Raw genomic sequence first — 20,029 nt, forward strand, 5'->3', positions numbered from 1 at the left:
AAGGGTGGGGTTCGTCGAATGAGCCAGAGCGTCGATCTGGCTCGGGCACAGCAGCGGTTCGCGCGCCGGCAACGGCTGGTGCGGTGGCGCAGCTGGCTGCCCTGGGCCATCGGCGGCGGGCTGGTCGTGCTGGCCGGCCTGATCGTCTGGCTGTTCTACTTCTCCTCCGCGTTCGCGGTCTCCGGGGTCCGGATCAGCGGTGCCGACACGGTGCCGGTGGCAACGATCGAGCAGACCGCGGCGGCCCCGATCGGCACCCCGCTGGCGAACGTGGACCTGCGGGCGATCGCGGACCGGGTCCGGACCATCCCGGCGGTCGCGGACGCCCAGGTGACCCGGGCGTGGCCGCGGAAGATCGTGATCGTGGTCACCGAACGGGTTCCGGTCGTGGTGGTCACCGACGGCTCGCGGTTCGAGCTGGTGGACGCCACCGGTACGTCGTACCGGACGGTGCCGGACCGGCCGGCCGGGCTGCCGGAGGCGAAGATCACCGGTGTCCGGCGGGACGTCACCGTGCACTCGGTGGTGACGGTCTCGGCGGCACTCCCGGAATCCCTGCGGACCCGGGTGGGATCGATCACGGCGACGTCGCCGGACTCGATCACCCTGAACCTCAGCTCCGGGGTGAAGGTGGTGTGGGGCAGTTCCGATGACAGTGCGCGCAAGGCGGGGATACTCAGCGTACTGATGAAGCGGGACGCGAAGGTGTACGACGTCTCGGCGCCCGATCTCCCTGTCACCAAAGGGGAAAAACGGTGACGGGTCGTCTCGCGGCGAGGCGCGTGGACTTTGGCGGGAAGCGTCCCGTAGCGTTCCACGTAATCTAAAGTTGACATAACTCTAAGCATCCACTTGAGGTTCAGTCTTTTCGCTGGACAACGGGAAACGAACGAGGCGAGAGGCGCGGACGTGGCGGCACCGCAGAACTACCTGGCACTCATCAAGGTCGTGGGCATCGGCGGCGGCGGCGTGAACGCTGTCAACCGGATGATCGAGCACGGTCTGAAGGGCGTTGAGTTCATCGCCATCAACACCGACGCGCAAGCGCTGCTGATGAGCGACGCGGACGTCAAGCTCGACATCGGCCGGGAGGAGACCCGGGGCCTCGGCGCCGGTGCGAACCCGGCGATCGGGCAGAAGGCCGCCGAGGACCACGGGGAGGAGATCGAGGAGGCGCTCAAGGGCGCCGACATGGTCTTCGTCACCGCGGGCGAGGGCGGCGGCACCGGCACCGGTGGCGCGCCGGTGGTGTCCCGCATCGCGCGCTCGCTCGGTGCGTTGACGATCGGTGTGGTGACCCGGCCGTTCTCGTTCGAGGGCAAGCGCCGCGCGACCCAGGCGGAGGAGGGCATCGCCGCCCTGCGCGAAGAGGTCGACACCCTGATCGTCATCCCGAACGACCGGCTGCTGACGATCTCCGACCGCGCCGTGTCCGTGCTGGACGCGTTCAAGCAGGCCGACCAGGTGCTGCTGCAGGGTGTTTCCGGTATCACCGACCTGATCACCACGCCCGGTCTGATCAACGTGGACTTCGCGGACGTCAAGGCGGTGATGTCGAACGCCGGCTCCGCGCTGATGGGGATCGGCTCGTCGCGCGGCGAGAACCGCGCGGTCGCGGCGGCCGAGGCGGCCATCTCGTCTCCGTTGCTGGAGGCAAGCATCGAGGGCGCGCACGGCGTGCTGCTGTCGATCGCGGGCGGCTCCGACCTGGGCCTGTTCGAGATCAACGAGGCCGCGCAACTGGTGTCGGAGTCCGCGCACTCGGACGCGAACATCATCTTCGGCGCGGTGATCGACGACGCCCTCGGCGACGAGGTCCGGGTCACGGTGATCGCGGCCGGCTTCGACGGCGGGATGCCCAAGCGCCGCGAGCAGGCCATGAACCAGGCCCGCCCGCAGTCCTCCCGGCCGGCGAACCAGAACTACTCCCAGCCGATGACGGTCTCCAACCCCACCCAGACCCCGCCCCCGCCCGCCAACCCGCAGGGTGGCCAAGCGGGTCAGGGCCAGCCCGGCTCGGTTCCTCTCCAAGCGGTCCCGGGCCAGCAGCCGGGTCAGCCTCAGGCGGCACCGACGCCGCCTCAGCCGACCGACGACACCGTCCCGGTCCCGGCGCCGACCGAGCCCCGCCCGGGAGCAGGCACGACGAACTCCGCCCGCCCGCCCGCGGGTGAGGGTGTGCGGACCGTCCAGTCCGGCCCGCAGTCGGCTCAGCCCGCCCCCCACACCCCTGCCTCCCCGTCGACCCAGCACTCCTGGCCGACCAACGGCCCGAGCAACGCCGCCGGCAACCCGCCGGCCGGCACGACCGGCGCGGCCCAGCCGAAGCCGAAGAAGCCCGAGCCCGAGGAAGACCTCGACATCCCGGAGTTCCTCAAGTAACCCTGCCGGCGGGCGGCTGGGTAATCTTCAGTCGTGTTCGGTTATGACGAGATCCACTCCGCCGCCCGGCTCGCCTTCACCGACCGCTTCGGCGGCGCCAGCAAACCGCCGTACGGCGAGCTGAATCTGGGTAGCGCTTCGGGACCGGACGGTGCGGGTGTCACGGCGAACTTCCGGCTGATCGCCTCGGAGTTCGGCGTGCCCATGGAGCAGGTGGTGCGGGTCAGCCAGGTGCACGGTCGCGACGTCCACGTCGTACGTCCGGGTGACGAACTGCCGATCCAGCCGATGCCGAGGGCCGACGGTCTCGTCACGACCCGCTCCGACGTCGTCCTCGCGGTCCGCGCCGCCGACTGTCTCCCGGTGCTGCTGTACGCCGACGGTGTGGTCGGCGCCGCACACTCCGGCCGCAAGGGCATGTACGTCGGCATCGTCCCCGCGACCGTCGGCGCGATGCGCGACCTCAGCGCCGGGCGGATCACCGCCGTCCTCGGCCCGTACGCCTGCGGCAAGTGCTACGAAGTACCCGACGAGATGCGCGCCGAGGTCGCCGTACAGGTACCGGCGTCGTACTCCGAAACGAGCTGGGGGACACCCGCGCTCGACGTGGCGGCCGGCGTCCGGGCCCAACTGGCCGACCTCGACGTCGAGGTCGTCGACGCGACGGCCTGCACGATCGAGTCCGGGGACCTGTACTCGTACCGCCGCGAGGGCCCGGAGAGTGGCCGGATGGCCGGGCTGATCAAGCTGGCCGGCTCATGACCCGCGCCGACGAGCTCCGGGCGAATCTGGAGCAGGTGCAGGAACGGATCGAGAAGGCGTGTCAGGCGGCCGGGAGGGGCCGGGACGAGGTCACCCTCGTGGCGATCACCAAAACCTTCCCAGTCAGCGACGTACGGGCGCTGGCGGACCTCGGGGTCACGGACGCCGGGGAGAACCGCGAGCAGGAGCTGAAGGAGAAGGCGCCGGACTGCCCGGACCTCACCTGGCACTTCGTCGGGCAACTGCAGTCGAAGAAGTCCCGGTCGGTGGTGCGGTACGCGTCGGTCGTGCACTCGGTCGACCGGCCCGCACTCGTCGACGCGTTGTCGAAGGCCGCGGTCGCGGAGCAGAAGTCGGTGCGGTGCCTGATCCAGGTGAGCCTGGCGGCGTACGGGTCCGCGGCCAGTTCCGGTACGGCGACCGGCGCGAGCCGGGGCGGGGTCGCGCCCGCCGGCGTACCGGAGCTGGCCGCGGCGATCGTGGCGGCGGACGGGCTCGAGCTCGGCGGGGTGATGGCGGTCGCACCGCTCGGATCGGAACCCGGGGAAGCCTTTGCGGGACTGCACGACGTAGCGTCCCGGCTACGCTCCGAACATCCCGGTGCGGACTGGATCTCGGCCGGGATGACCGGCGATCTGGAGGCCGCGATCAAGGAGGGTGCGACACACGTTCGGCTCGGGCGCGCATTACTCGGTACGCGCACTCCGCTGGGTTAGTGTCGACATCGAGCGGGTTTCGCTTCCTGCTCACTGTTGTCGTCGAGTTGCCGTCGAAATCGGATCGAGGTGCTGAGGGGCCATGAGCGGCGCACTGCGCAAGATGGGTGTGTACCTCGGCTTGGTCGAGGACGGGGAGCGCTACAACGCCCGTTATGACGACACGTACGACGACGAGTTCGACGAAGCCGAGGTCGACGAGGCAGTCGACGGGGACTCCCAGGAAACCGTGCCGGTGGCAGCCGGCCGGGAGAGCCGCGAGACCCGGGAGCGCCGCGAGGAGCGTCCGGAGCCGAGCGGTGCCACGGTCAGCAAGTTCCCAGACCGGCGCGGGGTCGCGCCGTCCCCGGAGGTTACCGAGTTGGCCCGCATCACCACCGTGCACCCGCGCAGCTACAACGAGGCGCGCGTCATCGGTGAGCACTTCCGCGACGGCACGCCCGTCATCATGAACCTGACCGAGATGGATCACTCCGACGCGAAGCGACTCGTGGACTTCGCCGCCGGCCTGATCTTCTGCTGCCGGGGCTCGATCGAGCGGATCACCACCAAGGTGTTCCTGGTCTGCCCGCCGAACGTCACGGTGGCCGCCGAGGAGAAGGAGAAGATCGCCGCGGACGGGTTCTACAACCAGAGTTGAGGCTCTGGTTGGCGACCGCGCTTTCGGCGTCTTCTACACTCGTTGTCGACATGAATGCTCTAGCGCTCGTCCTCATCGTTCTTTACTGGGTGCTGCTCGCCTTCTTCCTGGTGCTGGTGGCGCGGTTCGTCCTCGGACTGATCGTGATGTTCGCGCCGCAGTGGCACCCGAAGGGGCCGCTGCTGCTGCTGTTCGAGCTGATCTACTCGATCACCGACCCGTTCCTGCGGCCGCTGCGGCGGATTCTGCCGCCGATCGGGGCCGGTGGTGTGCGGATCGATCTGTCCACCTTGATGCTGTTCGTGATCGTCTCGGTGGCGATGGCCATCAACTCGACGGCCCTTCGATCGTTGTAAGGGTGAGGACCACGAGGAGTGGGTAGATAGAGCCCGGATTCCGTTCTAAGACAACGAAGCGATAACGTGATCTACTGAGTCGCCAAGGCGAGGCCACGGGGACTCCGCCAAGACACAGACAAACGAGGTGAAAGATGCCGCTGACGCCGGATGACGTCCGCTCGAAGCAGTTCACGCCCGTCCGACTACGGGAGGGCTACGACGTCACAGAGGTCGACTCCTTCCTCGACGAGGTGGAAGCCGAGCTGGAGCGACTTCTCGCCGAGAACGAGGAGCTGCGGGCCAAGCTCGCGGCGGCCCAGCGCGCAGGCGCGGACCAGCAGCGGCCGGTCGACCAGACCGCCGCGCTGCCGCCCGTCGTGCAGCAGCCGAAGCCCCCGGTCGTGGTCGAGAAGCCCGAGGAGAAGCCGCCGGTGGTGGCACCTGCTCCCGGGGCGGCCGCAGCGGCCGGCACGGTCGGCGACGCGTCCAGCTCCGCCGTGCGGCTGCTGGAGATGGCCACCAAGCACTCCGACGACCTGGTCCAGGAGGCGAAGGACACCGCCGACAAGATCATCGGCGAGGCCCGCGCCAAGGCCGAGCGGCTGGAGAACGAAGCGCGTGGCAAGGCCGACCGGATGACCGGTGAGGCCCGCGCCCGCGCCGAGAAGCTCGACGGCGAGATCGCCGAGCGGCGCGCGCAGATGCTCGGCACCCTGGAGAAGCAGAAGGGCCAGCTCGAGCGCACCATCGACGACCTGCACGCGTACGAGCGGGAGTACCGCAGCCGCCTGAAGACCTACTTCACCGAGCAGCTCAAGGCGCTCGGCAACGGCGACGACACGCTCAGCCCGCGGAACGGTTTCCGTCCCGAGGCCCGCGCCCAGGCCCACGGCGGCCACGGCGTCTGAAGATCCTCTGACAAGAGGCGGTGCTTTCCGGCGGCACCGCCTCTTCGTCATGTCCGGACCCGTTTCACTCACTGTGGCCCGCCGATGACGTTACGTCCGAAGAACCTGAGGCTACAACCCACAGTTCTTCGGACGTAACGGCCAGGTGAGCTAGGCCTTGGTGAGCCAGTAGGTGAGTTGCATGTCCTCTTCGGTGCCGGTGGCAACGTCCGACTCCGACGGCGCCGACAGGTTGAGCTCGACGGCGAGGACCTCGCGGGCGATCTCGTCGGCGTGTTTGCCGAGGGCATCGGAGAGTTCGGCGTCGGTGGAGGTCAGCCAGACCTTGATCCGGTCCGACACCTCCAGGCCGGCGCTCTTCCGGGCTTCCTGCAGCGTGCGGACCACCTCACGCGCCAGGCCGGCCTGCTTCAGTTCCGGAGTCACCTCGAGGTCGAGGGCAACGGTCTCGCCCTGCTCGTTGACCACCGACCAGCCTTCCTTCGGCCGCTCGGACACCAGCACCTCGGCAGCTCCGACCTGGACGTCCTCGCCGTCGACGAGCACGGTCGCCGTACCGGACTCCTTCAGCGCGGCCGCCAGCGCACCGGCGTCCGCCGCCGCGATCGCCGCCGCGACCACCGGGGTCTGCTTGGCGAACCGCTTGCCGAGCTCCCGGAAGTTGCCCTTGGCAGCGAACTCGACCAGGTCCGCCCCGGCCGACGACAGCGGCGCGACGGTACCGACGTTCAGCTCGTCGGCGATCTCCTGGAGCAGTTCGGGGGACAGGTCCGCGATCGCCGCGGATCCGACCAGTGCCCGGGCCAGCGGCTGCCGGGTCTTCACCCTCGCCTCGGCGCGGGCCGACCGGCCGAGCTCGACGACCCGGCGGGCCATCGACACGTGCTGCGCCAGTACGTCGTCGATCAGCGTCTCGTCGTACGTCGGGAAGCTCGTCAGGTGCACGGACTCCGCGAGACCGGGCGTGACCGGGCGGAACACGTCCTGCCAGACCCGCTCGGTGACGAACGGCATCAGCGGCGCCATCACCCGGGTCAGGACCTCGAGCGTCTCGTGCAGGGTCGCCAGCGCGCCGGCGTCACCGGACCAGAACCGGCGGCGCGAACGGCGGACGTACCAGTTCGAGAGCACGTCGACGAACGAGTTGATCAGCGAACCGAGCCGCTGCGTGTCGAACGCGGCGTACGCCGCGTCGGTGTCGCGGACCAGCCGGTGCGTCTCGCTCACCAGCCAGCGGTCGAGCACCGAGCGATCGGCGACCGCCGGAGCGTCCGCAGGAGACCAGTCGGCCAGCCGTGCGTACAGGGCGTGGAACGCGACCGTGTTCCAGTAGGTGATCAGCACCTTCCGGACGATCTCGTTCAGCACGTTCGGCCCGATGCCGCGGGCCTTCCACGGCGACCCGGAGGCGGCCATGAACCAGCGCACCGCGTCCGCGCTGTGGTTGTCCATCAGCGGGATCGGCTCCAGGATGTTGCCCAGGTGCTTGGACATCTTCCGGCCGTCCTCGGCCAGGATGTGCCCGAGGCAGACGACATTGCGGTACGACGACTCGTCGAAGACCAGCGTGCCGATCGCCATCAGCGTGTAGAACCAGCCGCGGGTCTGGTCGATCGCCTCGGAGATGAAGTCGGCCGGGTAGGTCTGCGCGAACTTCTCCTCCGAGCCCTCGACCCACGGGTAGCCCCACTGCGCGAACGGCATCGAGCCCGAGTCGTACCACGCGTCGATCACCTCGGGCACCCGGTGCGCCTCGGCGCCACAGGTCGGGCAGTCGAACGTGATGTCGTCGACGTACGGCCGGTGCGGGTCGGTCGTGCTCAGGTCGCGGCCGGCCAGCTCGCCGAGCTCGGCCAGCTCGCCGAGCTCGGCCAGCGAGCCGACGCACACCTGGTGGTCCTCGGCGCAGCGCCAGATCGGCAGCGGCGTACCCCAGAAGCGGGAGCGCGAGACGGCCCAGTCGATGTTGTTGCGGAGCCAGTCGCCGTACCGGCCCCACTTCACCGACTCCGGGTACCAGTTGGTCTTCTCGTTCTCGCGGAGCAGGGCGTCCTTGACCTGGGTGGTGCGGATGTACCAGGACGGGAGCGCGTAGTACATGACAGGGGTGTGGCAGCGCCAGCAGTGCGGGTACGGGTGCTCGTACGGGACGTGCTTGAACAGCAGGCCGCGGTCCTTCAGGTCCGCGACCAGCGCCTCGTCGGCCTTCTTGAAGAACTGCCCACCGACCAGCGGTACGTCGGCGTTGAAGTGCCCGGTCGTGTCCACCGGGTTCACCACCGGCAGGTCGTACGCGCGAGCCACCGTGAGGTCGTCCGCGCCGAACGCGGGGGACTGGTGCACCAGACCGGTACCGTCCTCGGTGGTGACGTACTCCGCCAGCACGACGTAGTGCGCGGACTCGTCGAACGGCACCAGCTCGAACGGCCGCTGGTAGGTCCACCGCTCCATGTCGCGGCCGGCGTACTCACCGGTGACCGTCCAGCCCTCGCCGAGCCGGTCCAGCAGCGGCTTGGCCACGACCAGCGACTCGGTGCCGTCGGTGGCGACGACGTACTCGACGTCGGGGTGTACCGCGACCGCCGTGTTGGAAACGAGTGTCCACGGTGTCGTCGTCCAGACCAGGAGCGACGCCGTACCGGCCAATGGTCCGGAGGTGAGCGGGAAGCGGACGTAGACCGACGGGTCGACGACCGTCTCGTAGCCCTGGGCGAGCTCGTGGTCGGACAGGCCGGTGCCGCAGCGCGGGCAGTACGGCGTGATCCGGTAGTCCTCGACCAGCAGGCCCTTGTCGTGGATCTGCTTCAGCGACCACCAGACCGACTGGACGTACTCCGGGTCCATCGTCTTGTACGGGTGCTCGAGGTCGACCCAGTACCCCATCCGGACGGTCAGCTCACGGAACGCGTCGACGTGCCGGAGCACCGACTCGCGGCACTTCGCGTTGAACTCGGCGATCCCGTACGCCTCGATGTCCGGCTTGCCGCTGAAGCCGAGCTCCTTCTCGACCGCGACCTCGACCGGCAGGCCGTGGCAGTCCCAGCCGGCCTTGCGCTCGACCCAGAAGCCCTTCATGGTCCGGTAGCGCGGGAACACGTCCTTGAAGACGCGGGCCTCGATGTGGTGCGTACCGGGCATGCCGTTCGCGGTCGGCGGGCCTTCGTAGAACGTCCACGGCGTACTCCCGGCGGACTGTTCGAGGCTCTTGGCGAAGGTGTCGTGCTCGTCCCAGAGGGTGAGCACCTCCCGCTCGAGCGCGGGGAAGTCGACCTGGGCGGGGACCTGCCGCCAAGGGGTGTTTGCCGCCATGTTCTGTCCTTCGTCGCGTCCTGCTGCTGGACGAGGGACGAAGCACCCGGTCTGTGCCGGCTACCGCGCGGTACCACCCTCCTTGGTGACTGTAAGTACGGTCACCCACTTCCTTTACGACACGCTGCCGGTTCTAATAGGTCGCTGTAGGACCGTTCTTCCGGCGGCTCCGGGGTGATGGCCCCATCACGGCCTTGCGGTTCGCGGTTGCCAGTGTACGGCGTCGTACTGGGTGACTACGAATCGTTAACGAGTGGTGCAGTAGGAATCCGGCCATGAGAATTCTGCTGGGGAGGCGAAGGACATCCGGGAACGGCTCGAGCGATTGCGGGGCTGACCTGGGAAGTGTTACGGACAGTGATGTCTGCAACACGCTTGTGATGTGCGGAACATCGAGCGGACTTGAAGAACCGACTACCTTATGTCCACGGTCTGCGAGTCGGGCTGGCACGTGCTGAGCACGTGTCCTACTGTCTTGCGACCAGTCCGCTCCAGTCTCCGACGAAGGCAGGGGGTAGCTGACCATGGCTACATCGGCACGGAAGAAGTCCGCCCCCGAACGCACTGCCGCGGCCAAGAAGACAGCCGCGAAGCTGAGTGGCACCAAGAAGGCCGAGCCGGTCCAGAAGACAGCGGCCCGGAAAAGCCCGGTGAAGACCTCGCCGGCCAAGAAGACCACCGCGGTGAAGAAGTCGGCAGGAACCTCCCCAGGGACCTCCGCAGCGACCACAGCGGCGAAAAGCACAGCGGCTAAGACCCCTGCCAAGAAAGCTCAGACGAAGAGGGTGGCCATGAAGACCAACGAGAACAGGACCCCGGCGACGGCGCCGGCGAAGTCCGCAGCACACACGGCCGAGACCTTCATGGTGAAGCCGGGCGAAGACCCGTGGACCGCCGCCGAGATCGCCGAGTTGCGCGCGGAACTGGAGGGCGAGGTCGAGCACCTCAAGCAGGAGATCCACAACGCCGAGCAGGAGATCGTTGGCCTGTTCCGGGACGGCAGCGACGGGGCCGGCAACGACCAGGCGGACGTCGGCTCCACGACCCTCGAGCGGTACCACGAGCTGTCGCTGGCGGACAACGCACGGGACATGCTGAACCAGATCGAGTTCGCCCTGACCAGGATCCACGACGGCACGTACGGCGTCTGCGAGAACTGCGGCAACGCGATCGGCAAGGGTCGGCTGCAGGCATTCCCGCGTGCGACACTGTGTGTCTCATGCAAAGAACGCCAGGAACGCCGCTGAACGACCCCGCCTCGTCCCCTCAGGTGGAGGACGCAGCCACCCCCGAACCGGCCGACGAACAGTCGGCCGGTTCTCCGTCGTCCCCCGGCGGCCGGTCGTGGAAGTGGATTGTGGTGTTCGGTGCGGTCGGGCTGGTCGTGCTGTTGCTGGACCAGGTGACGAAAGCTCAGGCGCTGGCTCATCTGACACCGGGTGAGCCGGTGAACGTGATCGGGAGCCTGCTCAAGTTCAACCTGATCCGGAACTCGGGAGCGGCGTTCAGCCTGGGGGCCGGCTACACGCCGTACATCAGCGCGGTGCAGATCATCGTCGCGATCGGCGTGATCTACCTCTCCCGCAAGCTCGGGTCGGCCGGCTGGGCGGTCGCGTTCGGCTTGTTGTTCGGGGGTGCGGTCGGAAACATCCTGGACCGCATCTTCCGCGAGCCGTCGCCGTTCCACGGGCACGTGGTCGACTTCCTGCAGACCCCGCACTGGGCGATCTTCAACGTCGCGGACATGGCCGTCACCTCGGCCGCCGTACTGCTGGTGATCCAGACCCTGCGCGGCGTCAAGCTCGACGGCACCCGGGAGCACCGGCAGTGACCTCGGGGAACTCCCGGACCGTGATGGTGCCCGACGGTCTGGCGGGCGAGCGGCTCGACGCGGCCCTGTCCCGGCTCTTCGGCGTCTCCCGGACCAAGGCAGCCGAGCTGATCGAGTCCGGCCTGGTCCAGGTCGACGGCTCCCCGGCGCCGAAGTCGTCCCGGGTCGCGGCCGGCGTACTGCTCGACGTCGAACTGCCCCCGCCGCCGTCCGAGGTGACCGTCGTACCGGAGACCGTCGAGAACCTGCGGATCGTGTACGACGACGACGAGATCGTCGTGGTGGACAAACCCGTCGGCGTCGCCGCGCACCCGTCACCCGGCTGGACCGGCCCGACCGTGATCGGCCACCTGGCCGGCGCGGGCTTCAGCATCTCCACCAGCGGCGCCGCCGAGCGCAAGGGCATCGTGCACCGCCTCGACGTCGGTACGTCGGGGCTGATGGTGGTCGCGAAGACGGAGTACGCCTACACCGTGCTCAAGCGCGCCTTCAAGGAGCGCACGGTCAAGAAGATCTACCACGCGCTGGTCCAGGGCCACCCCGACCCGTTCACCGGTACGGTCGACGCCCCGATCGACAGGCATCCGCACCACGACTACAAGTTCGGCGTGGTGGCCGGCGGGAAGCCGAGCGTCACGCACTACGAGACCCTCGAGGCGTTCCGGTACGCGACCCTGCTGGAGATCATCCTGGAGACCGGCCGCACGCACCAGATCCGCGTGCACATGGCCGCGATCGGCCACCCGTGCTGCGGCGACCTGACGTACGGCGCCGACCCGGTGCTCGCCGAACGCCTCGGCCTGTCCCGCCAGTGGCTGCACGCGATGCGCCTCGGCTTCACCCACCCCGGCTCCGGCGAGTACGTCGAGTTCACCTCGAAGTACCCCGAAGACCTCGACCACGCCCTCGATCTGCTGGTTGACGCCGAGTAACTCCGCCGATCCTTCGCATCGACGGCACGGTGCTGACTGTCGCGGGTCGACGCTCGAGGCCGGACGATGCGGTCGCGCTCGTGCTGGACGCCGGAGGCTGCACGCACGGATAGCGGGCGGTGGGTGGTCTGCCGGTGAGCCGATTCCGAACTGTCGGCGGCCCCGCATAGGCTGTCTCAGTCTCGCTCGCTCACGCCCCGGGAGGTCCGCGCAAACATGGCGTCCGCCGACAGCTTCGTGCACCTGCACAACCACACCGAGTACTCCATGCTGGACGGCGCGGCGAGGATCGACGAACTGTTCAAAGCCGCAGCCGAGAAAGGTATGCCGGCCCTGGCAACGACGGACCATGGGTTCGTCTTCGGTGCGTACGAGTTCTGGCGGACCGCGCAGAAGTACGACGTCAAACCGATCATCGGCTGCGAGGCGTACCTCACGCCGGGAACCCACCGTACCGAGCGGCGCAGGGTGAAGTGGGGAGACGCCAGCAACAACAGCAGCGAGGATGTATCGGGCGGCGGCTCTTACACACACATGACCCTGCTCGCGAAGAACACCGGGGGTATGCACAACCTCTTCAAGATGGCCTCGCTGGCCAGTCTCGAGGGCTACTACTTCAAACCCCGGATGGATCGGGAGCTGCTGCAGACGTACGGCAAGGGTCTGATCGCGACAACTGGGTGCGTCGGCGGCGAGGTGCAAACCCGGCTGCGGCTCGGCCAGTACAAGGAGGCTGTCGAGGCAGCGGCCGAGTTCCGGGACATCTTCGGCGCGGAGAATTTCTACTGCGAAGTGATGGACCACGGCATCGACATCGAGCGGCGGACGCAGAATGACCTGCTCCGACTCGCCAAGGACCTCAACCTGCCGTTGGTAGCGACCAACGACCTGCACTACACGCACAAGGAGCACGCCCCCGCGCATGCGGCGTTGCTGTGCGTCCAGTCCGCATCGACCCTGTCGGACCCGAACCGGTTCAAGTTCGACGGTGACGAGTTCTACCTCAAGTCGCCGGAACAGATGCGCGAACTGTTCCGGGACCATCCCGAGGCGTGTGACAACACGCTGCTGATCGCGGAGCAGTGCGACGTCAGCTTCACCGAGGGCGAGGGCCGGTTCATGCCGCGCTTCCCCTGCCCGGAGGGGGAGAACGAGGAGTCCTGGTTCGTCAACCGGGTCGAGGTCGGCCTGCACGAGCGCTACCCGGGCGGGATCACCGACGAGATCCGCAAGCGGGCCGACTACGAGATCGAGATCGTCGTCTCCAAGGGGTACGCGGGCTACTTCCTGGTCGTCGCCGACTTCATCAACTGGGCCAAGAAGCAGGGCATCCGGGTCGGCCCGGGCCGTGGTTCGGGCGCCGGTTCGATCTGCGCGTACGCGATGCGGATCACCGACCTCGAGCCGCTGCGGCACGGGCTGATCTTCGAGCGCTTCCTGAACCCGGAGCGGATGTCGATGCCCGACTTCGACATCGACTTCGACGACCGCCGCCGCCCGGAGGTGATCCGGTACGTCTCCGACAAGTACGGCGACGACCGGGTCGCGATGATCGTCACCTACGGCACGATCAAGGCCAAGCAGGCGATCAAGGACGCCGGCCGGGTGCTGGACTACCCGTTCGCGATGGGCGACCGGATCACCAAGGCGATGCCGCCGACGGTGATGGGCAAGGACGTCCCGCTGTCCGGGATCTTCGACCCGCAGCACAAGCGGTACTCCGAGGCCGGCGAGTTCCGCCAGTTGTACGAGGCCGACCAGGACGTCCGCAAGATCGTCGACACCGCCCGCGGCCTGGAGAACCTGAAGCGCCAGTGGGGTGTGCACGCGGCCGGCGTGATCATGTCCAGCGAGCCGCTGATCGACCTGATCCCGATCATGCGCCGCGAGCAGGACGGCCAGATCATCACCCAGTTCGACTACCCGAGCTGCGAGACGCTCGGCCTGGTCAAGATGGACTTCCTCGGCCTGCGCAACCTGACGATCATGGACGACGCGGTCAAGAACATCGAGGCCGCGCACGGCATCACGATCGACCTCGACGCGCTGAGCCACAGTCTGGACGACGGTCCCACCTTCGACCTCCTCGGGCGCGGCGACACCCTCGGCGTCTTCCAGTTCGACGGCGGCCCGATGCGGGCGCTGCTGCGGCTGATGAAACCGGACAACTTCGAGGACATCTCCGCCGTCGGCGCGCTCTACCGGCCAGGCCCGATGGGCGCGAACTCGCACACCAACTACGCGCTGCGCAAGAACGGCCAGCAGGAGATCAGCTACCTGCACCCGGAGCTGGAAGAGGCGTTGAAGCCGATCCTGGGTCCGACCTATGGCCTGATCGTCTATCAGGAGCAGGTGCTGAAGATCGCTCAGGAGCTCGCGGGCTACAGCCTGGGCAAGGCGGACCTGCTCCGCAAGGCGATGGGCAAGAAGAAGAAGGAAGTCCTCGACGCCGAGTACGTCGGCTTCGAGGGCGGGATGAAGGACAACGGGTTCAGCGCGGCCTCGATCAAGGCGTTGTGGGACGTCCTGGTCCCGTTCTCCGACTACGCGTTCAACAAGGCGCACTCCGCGGCGTACGGTCTGGTGTCCTACTGGACGGCGTACCTGAAGGCCAACTACCCGGCGGAGTACATGGCCGCCGTCCTGACGTCCGTGAAGGACGACAAGGACAAGATGGCCATCTACCTGAACGAGTGCCGCCGGATGGGCATCAAGGTGCTGCCGCCGGACGTCAACGAGTCCGACTCGAACTTCACCCCGGTCGGTACCGACATCCGCTTCGGGCTGTCCGCGATCCGCAACGTCGGCGTGAACGTCGTCGGCGAGATCGTCGCGGCCCGCGAGGAGAAGGGCAGGTTCAGCGACTTCGTCGACTTCATCGACAAGGTGTCGCTTCCGGTCTGCAACAAGCGCGTGATCGAGTCACTTTCCAAGGCCGGCTCGTTCGACTCGATGAACCACGCACGGCGCGCGATCGTCGCGGTCCACGAACAGGCCGTCGACGAGGCCATCGACCTCAAGCGGAACGAGGCGCACGGGCAGTTCGACCTGTTCTCGATGGGTGACGACGACGCGGACGAGGGCGAGGGCAACAGCCGGCTGACCGTCACGGTCCCGGAGATCGAGGAGTGGGACAAGGCCACCAAGCTGGCTCACGAGCGCGACATGCTCGGGCTGTACGTGTCCGACCACCCGCTGTTCGGCGTCGAGCACGTGCTCACCAACGGCTCCGACTGCACGATCGGTCAGCTGCTCGCCGACGAGGACCGCCCGGACGGCAGCCGGGTGACGATCGGCGGCCTGGTCACCGCGGTCCAGCGGAAGGTGAACAAGCGCGGCGACATCTACGCGATCGTCACCATCGAGGACCTCGAAGGTTCGATCGAGGTGATGATGTTCTCCTCGGCGTACCAGCTGCACGCACATCTGCTCAGCAACGACGCGATCGTCCTGATGAAGGGCCGCATCCGGCGCCGCGAGGACCGGGTCGAGCTGAGCGGCGACGAGGTCGTCGTACCGGACCTCACCGAAGGCCCGAGCGGCCCGGTCGTCCTCACCATGCCGGTCAACCGCTGCACCCCACCGGTCGTCGACCAGCTGAAGGACATCCTGACCTCACACCCCGGCATGACCGAGGTCCACCTCCGCCTCCAGGCCCGCCAGAAAACCACCGTCATGCGCATCGGCGACCGCTTCCGCGTAACCCCCACCTCATCCCTGATGGCCGACCTCAAAGCCCTCCTGGGCCCCTCCTGCCTGGCCAGCTGACAGCTATGCGTCACACTGGCGTCGTGAGTCAACCGGAGTCGTTTCAGCCTGCGCCTTACGGGGCGTCGTCGTCGGTCAGTCCTTTGGGAGGGGCGGGGGCGGAGGAGTCGCGGATGCCCTGGGCCAAGGCTGTGGTGGTGACGGTCGTGGTGTTCCTGGTGGCCGGGGTGGTTGCCGGGTGGGCCTGGCAGCAGTTCTCGCCGTTGGCGCAGTACACGGTGGACGCGCGGGGTGGGGAGCTCGGCGAGGAGCAGATGACGCGGATCTTCGGGCCGGACGGGACGTTCACCGCGATCGGGTTCGTGGCTGCGGTCGTGCTCGGCGGGGCGTTGTTCTGGTGGTTGCGTAACCACGGTCCGTGGTCGGTGGCGATCGTCGTGCTCGGCGCCTGCCTCGGCTCCGGTGTGTCGTGGGGTGTCGGCATGCTGCTCGGGCACGACCCGCTCGACCCGCGGTTGCGGGCGGCGCACGTGGGCGATCTGGTGAATGCGCCGCTCGAGCTGCACACCTGGACACCGCTGGTGTCCTGGCTCGTCGGGGCGGCGTTGGCGTGTGCGGTCATCGCGGCCGCGACCTGGCGGGCCGAGCCCGTTGCAACCACTTCGCAACCTGCTGCGTCAGAAGCTGCACCGCCGGTCCACTAGCCTTTGCAGGTCCGGCGGTGAGGCCACCGGAGCCAGCGAGGGAGCATATGTCCGACCAGAACCAGCCGCCGACGTACCCAGGTGCCGGCGGCCAGCAGCCGCAGTACGGTCCGCCCCAGGGCCAGAACTTCCCGCCGCAGCAGGGCCGTCCGGGTCCGCAGCAGCCGGGCCGGCCCGGCTACCCGCCGCCGCAGGGCCAGCAGTACGGCGGTCCGCAGCAGGGTGGTGCTCAGCAGGGTGGTCCGCAGTACGGCCAGCAGTACGCGCAGCAGGGCGGCTCGCAGTATGGGCAGTCGGCGCAGGGGTCGTACGAGCAGCTGCGCATCGGCGGGCAGCCGCCGCAGGGGCCTGGGTACGGCGGTCCGCAGCAGTGGCAGCCGGAGCCGAAGAAGAAGCGCGGCAAGCTGATCCCGATCATCGCGGCGCTCGCGATGGTGCTGGTGGTCGCCGGCGGAGGCATCTTTGCCTACGGCAAGCTCGGCGGCGGCGGTAAGCAGCCGGCCGACGTACTGCCGGGCACGGCGGTCGGGTACGCCCGCATCGACCTGAACCCGTCGGCCGGCCAGAAGGTCAACGCGATCCGGTTCATGATGAAGTTCCCGTCTGTGAAGGACAACCTCGGCCTCACCGGTGAGCAGGACGACCTGCGGCAGAAGCTGTTCGAGCAGATCAAGAAGTCGGTCGGCAGCGACCTCGCGGACGTCGACTACGACAAGGACATCAAGCCGTGGCTGGGGGACCGCGCCGGGTTCGCCGCGCTGCCGCCGGCCGAGGGCAAGAGCTCGCCGGTCCCGGTGGTCGCCGTCCAGGTGAAGAACCAGGACGCCGCGAACAAGGGCATGGACAAGCTGCTCGCCCACCAGGACAAGAAGCCGGGCCGCGCGTTCACCGACGGCTACATGATCCTCGGCGAGGACCAGGCGACCGTCGACGCGGCCGTGGCCACCGCGAAGGACAACCCGCTGAGCAAGAACGCCAAGTACAAGGCGGACATGGACAAGCTCGGCGAGCAGGGCTTCGTTTCCGGCTGGGCCGACATCAAGGCGATCGCGTCGATGAGCGGCAAGGTCGACTCCGGCCAGCTGGCCGGTCTCGGTGACGCGACCGCGGCGGTGGCGCTCCGGTTCGACTCGTCGTACGTCGAGCTGAAGGGCATCGCGCACGGCGACAAGAGCGTCAAGGTCGGCTCGGCCGACGCCGGCGACCTGGTCGGCAAGCTGCCGGACAGCACCGCGGGCGCGATCGCCGTCTCCGGTGGCGAGTCGCTGATCGACACCGCCTGGCAGCAGGTGCAGAAGGCGGGCGGGCAGAACCTGCAGCCGATGATCGACCGGATCGCCGAGGAGACCGGCCTGAAGCTGCCGGACGACCTGAAGACGCTGGCCGGCAAGAACCTCGCGGTCGCGATGGACAAGGACACCTCGAACGGCCCCAAGGTCGCGATCCGGCTGGAGACCGACCCGTCGAAGGCCGAGCCGGTGGTGCAGAAGCTGACCACGCTGCTCCGCGAGCGTTCGTCGGCGAACATCCCGATCGAGACCGCGAAGAACAACGACACGCTGGTGGTGGCGACCAGCAAGGACTACGCGGACGAGGTGCTGAAGGGCGGCAACCTCGGCTCGACGGACGGGTTCAAGCAGGCGCTGCCGGACACCAGGGGCGCGGTGATGATCGGGTACGTCGACTTCGCCGCCGTCGGGTCGCTGAGCCCGCGGGTCTCGGACAACAAGGACCTGGCCGCGCTGAAGTCGGCGGGGATCGTGTCCCGCTCGACCGGTGACGGCGAGGCCGAGTTCACGCTCCGGGTTGTTGCGAAGTAGTCAGCCAAGTAGTCCGTAGTTCCTGAAGAAGCCCCGGACCGCCTCCGCGTAGGCGTCCGGGGCTTCTCTGTGGATCCAGTGCCCGGTGCCGTCGAACGTGACCAGCTCGGTCGCGGGACGGCGGCGGATCATTTCCGCTGCCTGGGCAGCGTCGAGCAGGAAGCTGTTGGTTGCTCGCAGCAACAAGGTCGGCTGGGTGACGGCCAGCCAGTCGTCCCACCAGTCGCCGGCGTTCCCGCGCTGCACCGCCATCATGTCGCCGGGGTTGAACAGCAGCTCGCCGTCGTCGCCGACGCTCTCCAGGAAGTACTCCGGCGCCGGCGTCGCCGCGAAGAACCGCTCCGCCGCCGCCCGGTCGCTGAACCGTCGCGGCCACCCCGTCACGTCCAGCACCGCATCACCGGGCACCGCGCAGACGTCCTCGACCACCAACGCACGCACCAGCTCAGGCCGCCGAGCAGCCAGCTGGTACGCCGTAACCCCACCCAGCGAATGCCCAACCACCAGAGCCGGCGCCAACCCCAACCCCTCGATGAACGCAGCAACATCACCCACAAACGCCTCCCGACCGAAGTCACCATCCCACGCAGCCCGCGGGCTCGTGGTGGGCTGCGGGGTACTGGCGGTGCGTTGTGTGCGGGTGCGCGCGTGCCCGCGGAGGTCTGGGGCGATTACGCGGTAGTCGGGGGACAGCGCGCGGGTGACTGCCGCGAAGGTCTTGCCGCGGCCGAAGGTGCCGTGCAGGGCGACGATGGGGATGCCGGGGCCGCCGGGGTCCTCGTAGTTCATGCGACCAATGCTCTCGGACGGGCGGCGAGTGGGACGGCGATGACGGCCAGCGCGATCAGGACGCTGATCCGGTAGCCGGTGATGAAGTGTGCGCCGCCTAGCAGGGCGCCGAAGATTGCCGGTGCTGCACCGCTGCCGAGTTGGCGGGCGGCGTTGAGCAGGCCGGAGCCGAGGCCGCCGCGTTCAGGTGGTACGCCGTTGAGCATCAGGGTGGTCGCGCTCGGAGCGACCAGCCCGGCGCCGGCGCCGATCGGCAGCAGCCAGCCGGTCAGCTGCCAGATCGCCGTACCGCTGAAGCACAGCCCAAGAAGGCCGACTGCCATCAAGGCCTGTCCAAGGCGCAAGGCGGCGACGATACCGAGCCGCCCGGCGAGGAGGTTCGCGGGGATGATCAGCAACGTCATCGGCACGAAGACGAGCCCGGTCTCCCAGGCCGATCTGCCGAGCTCCTGCTGCAGGAGAAGCGTGACGACGAAGATCGCGCCGTACGACGCGAAGTTCAGCGCGAACCCGGTCACCGAGCTGACCACCACCGGCGCGGAGCGGACGAGCGCCGCAACGCCCGAGAGCGACGTCGGTGCGGGCGTCGAGCTGACCCGGTGACCGATCGCAAGGACGAGCAGACCAACCGGAACGTTCAGCCAGAAGGTCGCGCGCCAGCCGAGCCCGGAGGTGATCGCCCCGCCGAGTGGCGAGCCGACCACCAACGCAACCGCTCCCGCAGCAGCCCACCGACCAACAGCACGAGCGCGAGCAGCCGGATCGGGTACGGCGCTGTTCACCATCGAGAGCCCCGCCGGGAGGACGACCGCGGCCGCGGCACCCTGCAACGCCCGGGCGACCAGCAGCACATCGAGACTCCCGGCGACAGCGCAGACGACCGATGTCACCGCGAACACCCCGACACCGACAACGAAGGCGCGGGTGGCTCCGACCCGATCGGCCCACGCCCCGGCCGGCAGCAGGCAGATCGCGAAGACCAACGAGTACCCGGTCAGCACCCACGGCAGCCCGCCGCCGGGAAGATCCCGGCCGATCGAGGGGAGTGCGGTAGTGGTCATGGAAGCGTTGAGCGTGACGAGAAAGAACGACAGCGCCGCCGGAAGCAGCGCGGAACGAGGTACGGACATGCGACTACCGTGGGCGCCGGCGGACGCAGCCGGGTACACCTGTCAGGTGCAGTCAGGAGG

Annotated in this window: 15 protein-coding genes and 1 pseudogene; 13 read left to right on the forward strand and 3 right to left on the reverse strand. The window is 68.4% G+C overall.

The features are described from left to right. The first annotated feature begins 18 nt into the window (after window positions 1–18). The 7 genes and pseudogenes from JOF29_RS40010 to JOF29_RS40040 all read left to right on the forward strand — a co-directional run bounded on the left by JOF29_RS40010 (window position 19) and on the right by JOF29_RS40040 (window position 5,746). Window positions 19–759, forward strand: coding sequence for a cell division protein FtsQ/DivIB (locus tag JOF29_RS40010; protein WP_209699504.1), 741 nt, complete (start codon window positions 19–21; stop codon window positions 757–759). A 150-nt stretch (window positions 760–909) separates the two neighbouring features. Continuing rightward, window positions 910–2,124 (forward strand): annotated as a pseudogene (gene ftsZ / locus JOF29_RS40015) (cell division protein FtsZ); the annotation flags it as partial. A 291-nt stretch (window positions 2,125–2,415) separates the two neighbouring features. Further along, window positions 2,416–3,144 (forward strand): purine nucleoside phosphorylase YfiH/LACC1 family protein, encoded by a 729-nt coding sequence (locus JOF29_RS40020; protein ID WP_209699506.1) that lies wholly within the window; start codon window positions 2,416–2,418, stop codon window positions 3,142–3,144. Beyond that, the gene (locus JOF29_RS40025; protein WP_209699507.1) at window positions 3,141–3,860 is read left to right on the forward strand and encodes a YggS family pyridoxal phosphate-dependent enzyme; all 720 of its coding nucleotides are present in this window, start codon (window positions 3,141–3,143) and stop codon (window positions 3,858–3,860) included. The genes JOF29_RS40020 and JOF29_RS40025 overlap by 4 nt, the downstream gene beginning before the upstream one ends. Window positions 3,861–3,942: 82 nt before the next feature. Beyond that, window positions 3,943–4,500, forward strand: a complete 558-nt coding sequence (locus JOF29_RS40030) for a cell division protein SepF (RefSeq protein ID WP_209699508.1) — start codon at window positions 3,943–3,945, stop codon at window positions 4,498–4,500. A 50-nt stretch (window positions 4,501–4,550) separates the two neighbouring features. Then, window positions 4,551–4,856: a YggT family protein gene (locus tag JOF29_RS40035; RefSeq protein ID WP_209699509.1), complete on the forward strand. Its 306-nt coding sequence runs from the start codon at window positions 4,551–4,553 to the stop codon at window positions 4,854–4,856. Between the two features lie 134 nt (window positions 4,857–4,990). Beyond that, a complete protein-coding gene (locus tag JOF29_RS40040) occupies window positions 4,991–5,746 on the forward strand; it encodes a DivIVA domain-containing protein (RefSeq protein ID WP_209699510.1) in 756 nt (251 codons plus the stop codon). Window positions 5,747–5,896: 150 nt separating this feature from the next. Here the strand turns inward: JOF29_RS40040 and ileS are convergent, their stop codons facing one another. Further along, the gene (ileS, locus tag JOF29_RS40045; protein ID WP_209699511.1) at window positions 5,897–9,055 is read right to left on the reverse strand and encodes an isoleucine--tRNA ligase; all 3,159 of its coding nucleotides are present in this window, start codon (window positions 9,053–9,055) and stop codon (window positions 5,897–5,899) included. Window positions 9,056–9,579: 524 nt separating this feature from the next. On the opposite strand from ileS, the gene JOF29_RS45790 reads away from it, so the two are divergent. The 6 genes from JOF29_RS45790 to JOF29_RS40075 all read left to right on the forward strand — a co-directional run bounded on the left by JOF29_RS45790 (window position 9,580) and on the right by JOF29_RS40075 (window position 18,050). Further along, window positions 9,580–10,302 carry a TraR/DksA family transcriptional regulator gene (locus tag JOF29_RS45790; protein WP_307863933.1) on the forward strand — a complete coding sequence of 241 codons (723 nt, stop codon included), beginning with the start codon at window positions 9,580–9,582 and terminating at the stop codon, window positions 10,300–10,302. Continuing rightward, window positions 10,275–10,886, forward strand: coding sequence for a signal peptidase II (gene lspA, locus JOF29_RS40055; protein ID WP_209699512.1), 612 nt, complete (start codon window positions 10,275–10,277; stop codon window positions 10,884–10,886). Before JOF29_RS45790 ends, lspA begins: the two co-directional genes overlap by 28 nt. Window positions 10,887–10,909: 23 nt before the next feature. Further along, window positions 10,910–11,818 carry an RluA family pseudouridine synthase gene (locus tag JOF29_RS40060; protein WP_209700254.1) on the forward strand — a complete coding sequence of 303 codons (909 nt, stop codon included), beginning with the start codon at window positions 10,910–10,912 and terminating at the stop codon, window positions 11,816–11,818. Window positions 11,819–12,034: 216 nt separating this feature from the next. Beyond that, window positions 12,035–15,586 (forward strand): DNA polymerase III subunit alpha, encoded by a 3,552-nt coding sequence (gene dnaE, locus JOF29_RS40065; RefSeq protein ID WP_209699513.1) that lies wholly within the window; start codon window positions 12,035–12,037, stop codon window positions 15,584–15,586. 113 nt (window positions 15,587–15,699) lie between these two features. After that, on the forward strand, window positions 15,700–16,230 hold the full coding sequence (locus JOF29_RS40070; protein WP_209699514.1) for a hypothetical protein: 531 nt from the start codon (window positions 15,700–15,702) through the stop codon (window positions 16,228–16,230). Between the two features lie 47 nt (window positions 16,231–16,277). Further along, window positions 16,278–18,050, forward strand: coding sequence for a DUF3352 domain-containing protein (locus JOF29_RS40075; RefSeq protein ID WP_209699515.1), 1,773 nt, complete (start codon window positions 16,278–16,280; stop codon window positions 18,048–18,050). Here JOF29_RS40075 and JOF29_RS40080 read toward each other — a convergent pair whose 3' ends face one another. Together JOF29_RS40080 and JOF29_RS40085 are read right to left on the reverse strand one after the other, a co-directional pair. Continuing rightward, window positions 18,051–18,839 (reverse strand): alpha/beta fold hydrolase, encoded by a 789-nt coding sequence (locus JOF29_RS40080; protein WP_209699516.1) that lies wholly within the window; start codon window positions 18,837–18,839, stop codon window positions 18,051–18,053. Continuing rightward, window positions 18,836–19,969 carry an MFS transporter gene (locus tag JOF29_RS40085; RefSeq protein WP_209699517.1) on the reverse strand — a complete coding sequence of 378 codons (1,134 nt, stop codon included), beginning with the start codon at window positions 19,967–19,969 and terminating at the stop codon, window positions 18,836–18,838. The genes JOF29_RS40080 and JOF29_RS40085 overlap by 4 nt, the downstream gene beginning before the upstream one ends. Window positions 19,970–20,029 lie beyond the last annotated feature (60 nt).

This window comes from Kribbella aluminosa (assembly GCF_017876295.1).
In the GTDB taxonomy this organism is placed as follows: Bacteria; Actinomycetota; Actinomycetes; order Propionibacteriales; family Kribbellaceae; genus Kribbella; species Kribbella aluminosa.

Excerpts from the sequence above, each read along its gene's own strand:
- JOF29_RS40010 (WP_209699504.1), top strand. The coding sequence starts at position 19 with ATGAGCCAGAGCGTCGATCTGGCTCGGGCACAGCAGCGGTTCGCGCGC.
- JOF29_RS40025 (WP_209699507.1), top strand. The coding sequence starts at position 3,141 with ATGACCCGCGCCGACGAGCTCCGGGCGAATCTGGAGCAGGTGCAGGAA.
- JOF29_RS40030 (WP_209699508.1), top strand. The coding sequence starts at position 3,943 with ATGAGCGGCGCACTGCGCAAGATGGGTGTGTACCTCGGCTTGGTCGAG.
- JOF29_RS40035 (WP_209699509.1), top strand. The coding sequence starts at position 4,551 with ATGAATGCTCTAGCGCTCGTCCTCATCGTTCTTTACTGGGTGCTGCTC.
- JOF29_RS40040 (WP_209699510.1), top strand. The coding sequence starts at position 4,991 with ATGCCGCTGACGCCGGATGACGTCCGCTCGAAGCAGTTCACGCCCGTC.
- ileS (WP_209699511.1), bottom strand. The coding sequence starts at position 9,055 with ATGGCGGCAAACACCCCTTGGCGGCAGGTCCCCGCCCAGGTCGACTTC.
- JOF29_RS45790 (WP_307863933.1), top strand. The coding sequence starts at position 9,580 with ATGGCTACATCGGCACGGAAGAAGTCCGCCCCCGAACGCACTGCCGCG.
- lspA (WP_209699512.1), top strand. The coding sequence starts at position 10,275 with ATGCAAAGAACGCCAGGAACGCCGCTGAACGACCCCGCCTCGTCCCCT.
- JOF29_RS40060 (WP_209700254.1), top strand. The coding sequence starts at position 10,910 with ATGGTGCCCGACGGTCTGGCGGGCGAGCGGCTCGACGCGGCCCTGTCC.
- dnaE (WP_209699513.1), top strand. The coding sequence starts at position 12,035 with ATGGCGTCCGCCGACAGCTTCGTGCACCTGCACAACCACACCGAGTAC.
- JOF29_RS40070 (WP_209699514.1), top strand. The coding sequence starts at position 15,700 with ATGCCCTGGGCCAAGGCTGTGGTGGTGACGGTCGTGGTGTTCCTGGTG.
- JOF29_RS40075 (WP_209699515.1), top strand. The coding sequence starts at position 16,278 with ATGTCCGACCAGAACCAGCCGCCGACGTACCCAGGTGCCGGCGGCCAG.
- JOF29_RS40080 (WP_209699516.1), bottom strand. The coding sequence starts at position 18,839 with ATGAACTACGAGGACCCCGGCGGCCCCGGCATCCCCATCGTCGCCCTG.
- JOF29_RS40085 (WP_209699517.1), bottom strand. The coding sequence starts at position 19,969 with ATGTCCGTACCTCGTTCCGCGCTGCTTCCGGCGGCGCTGTCGTTCTTT.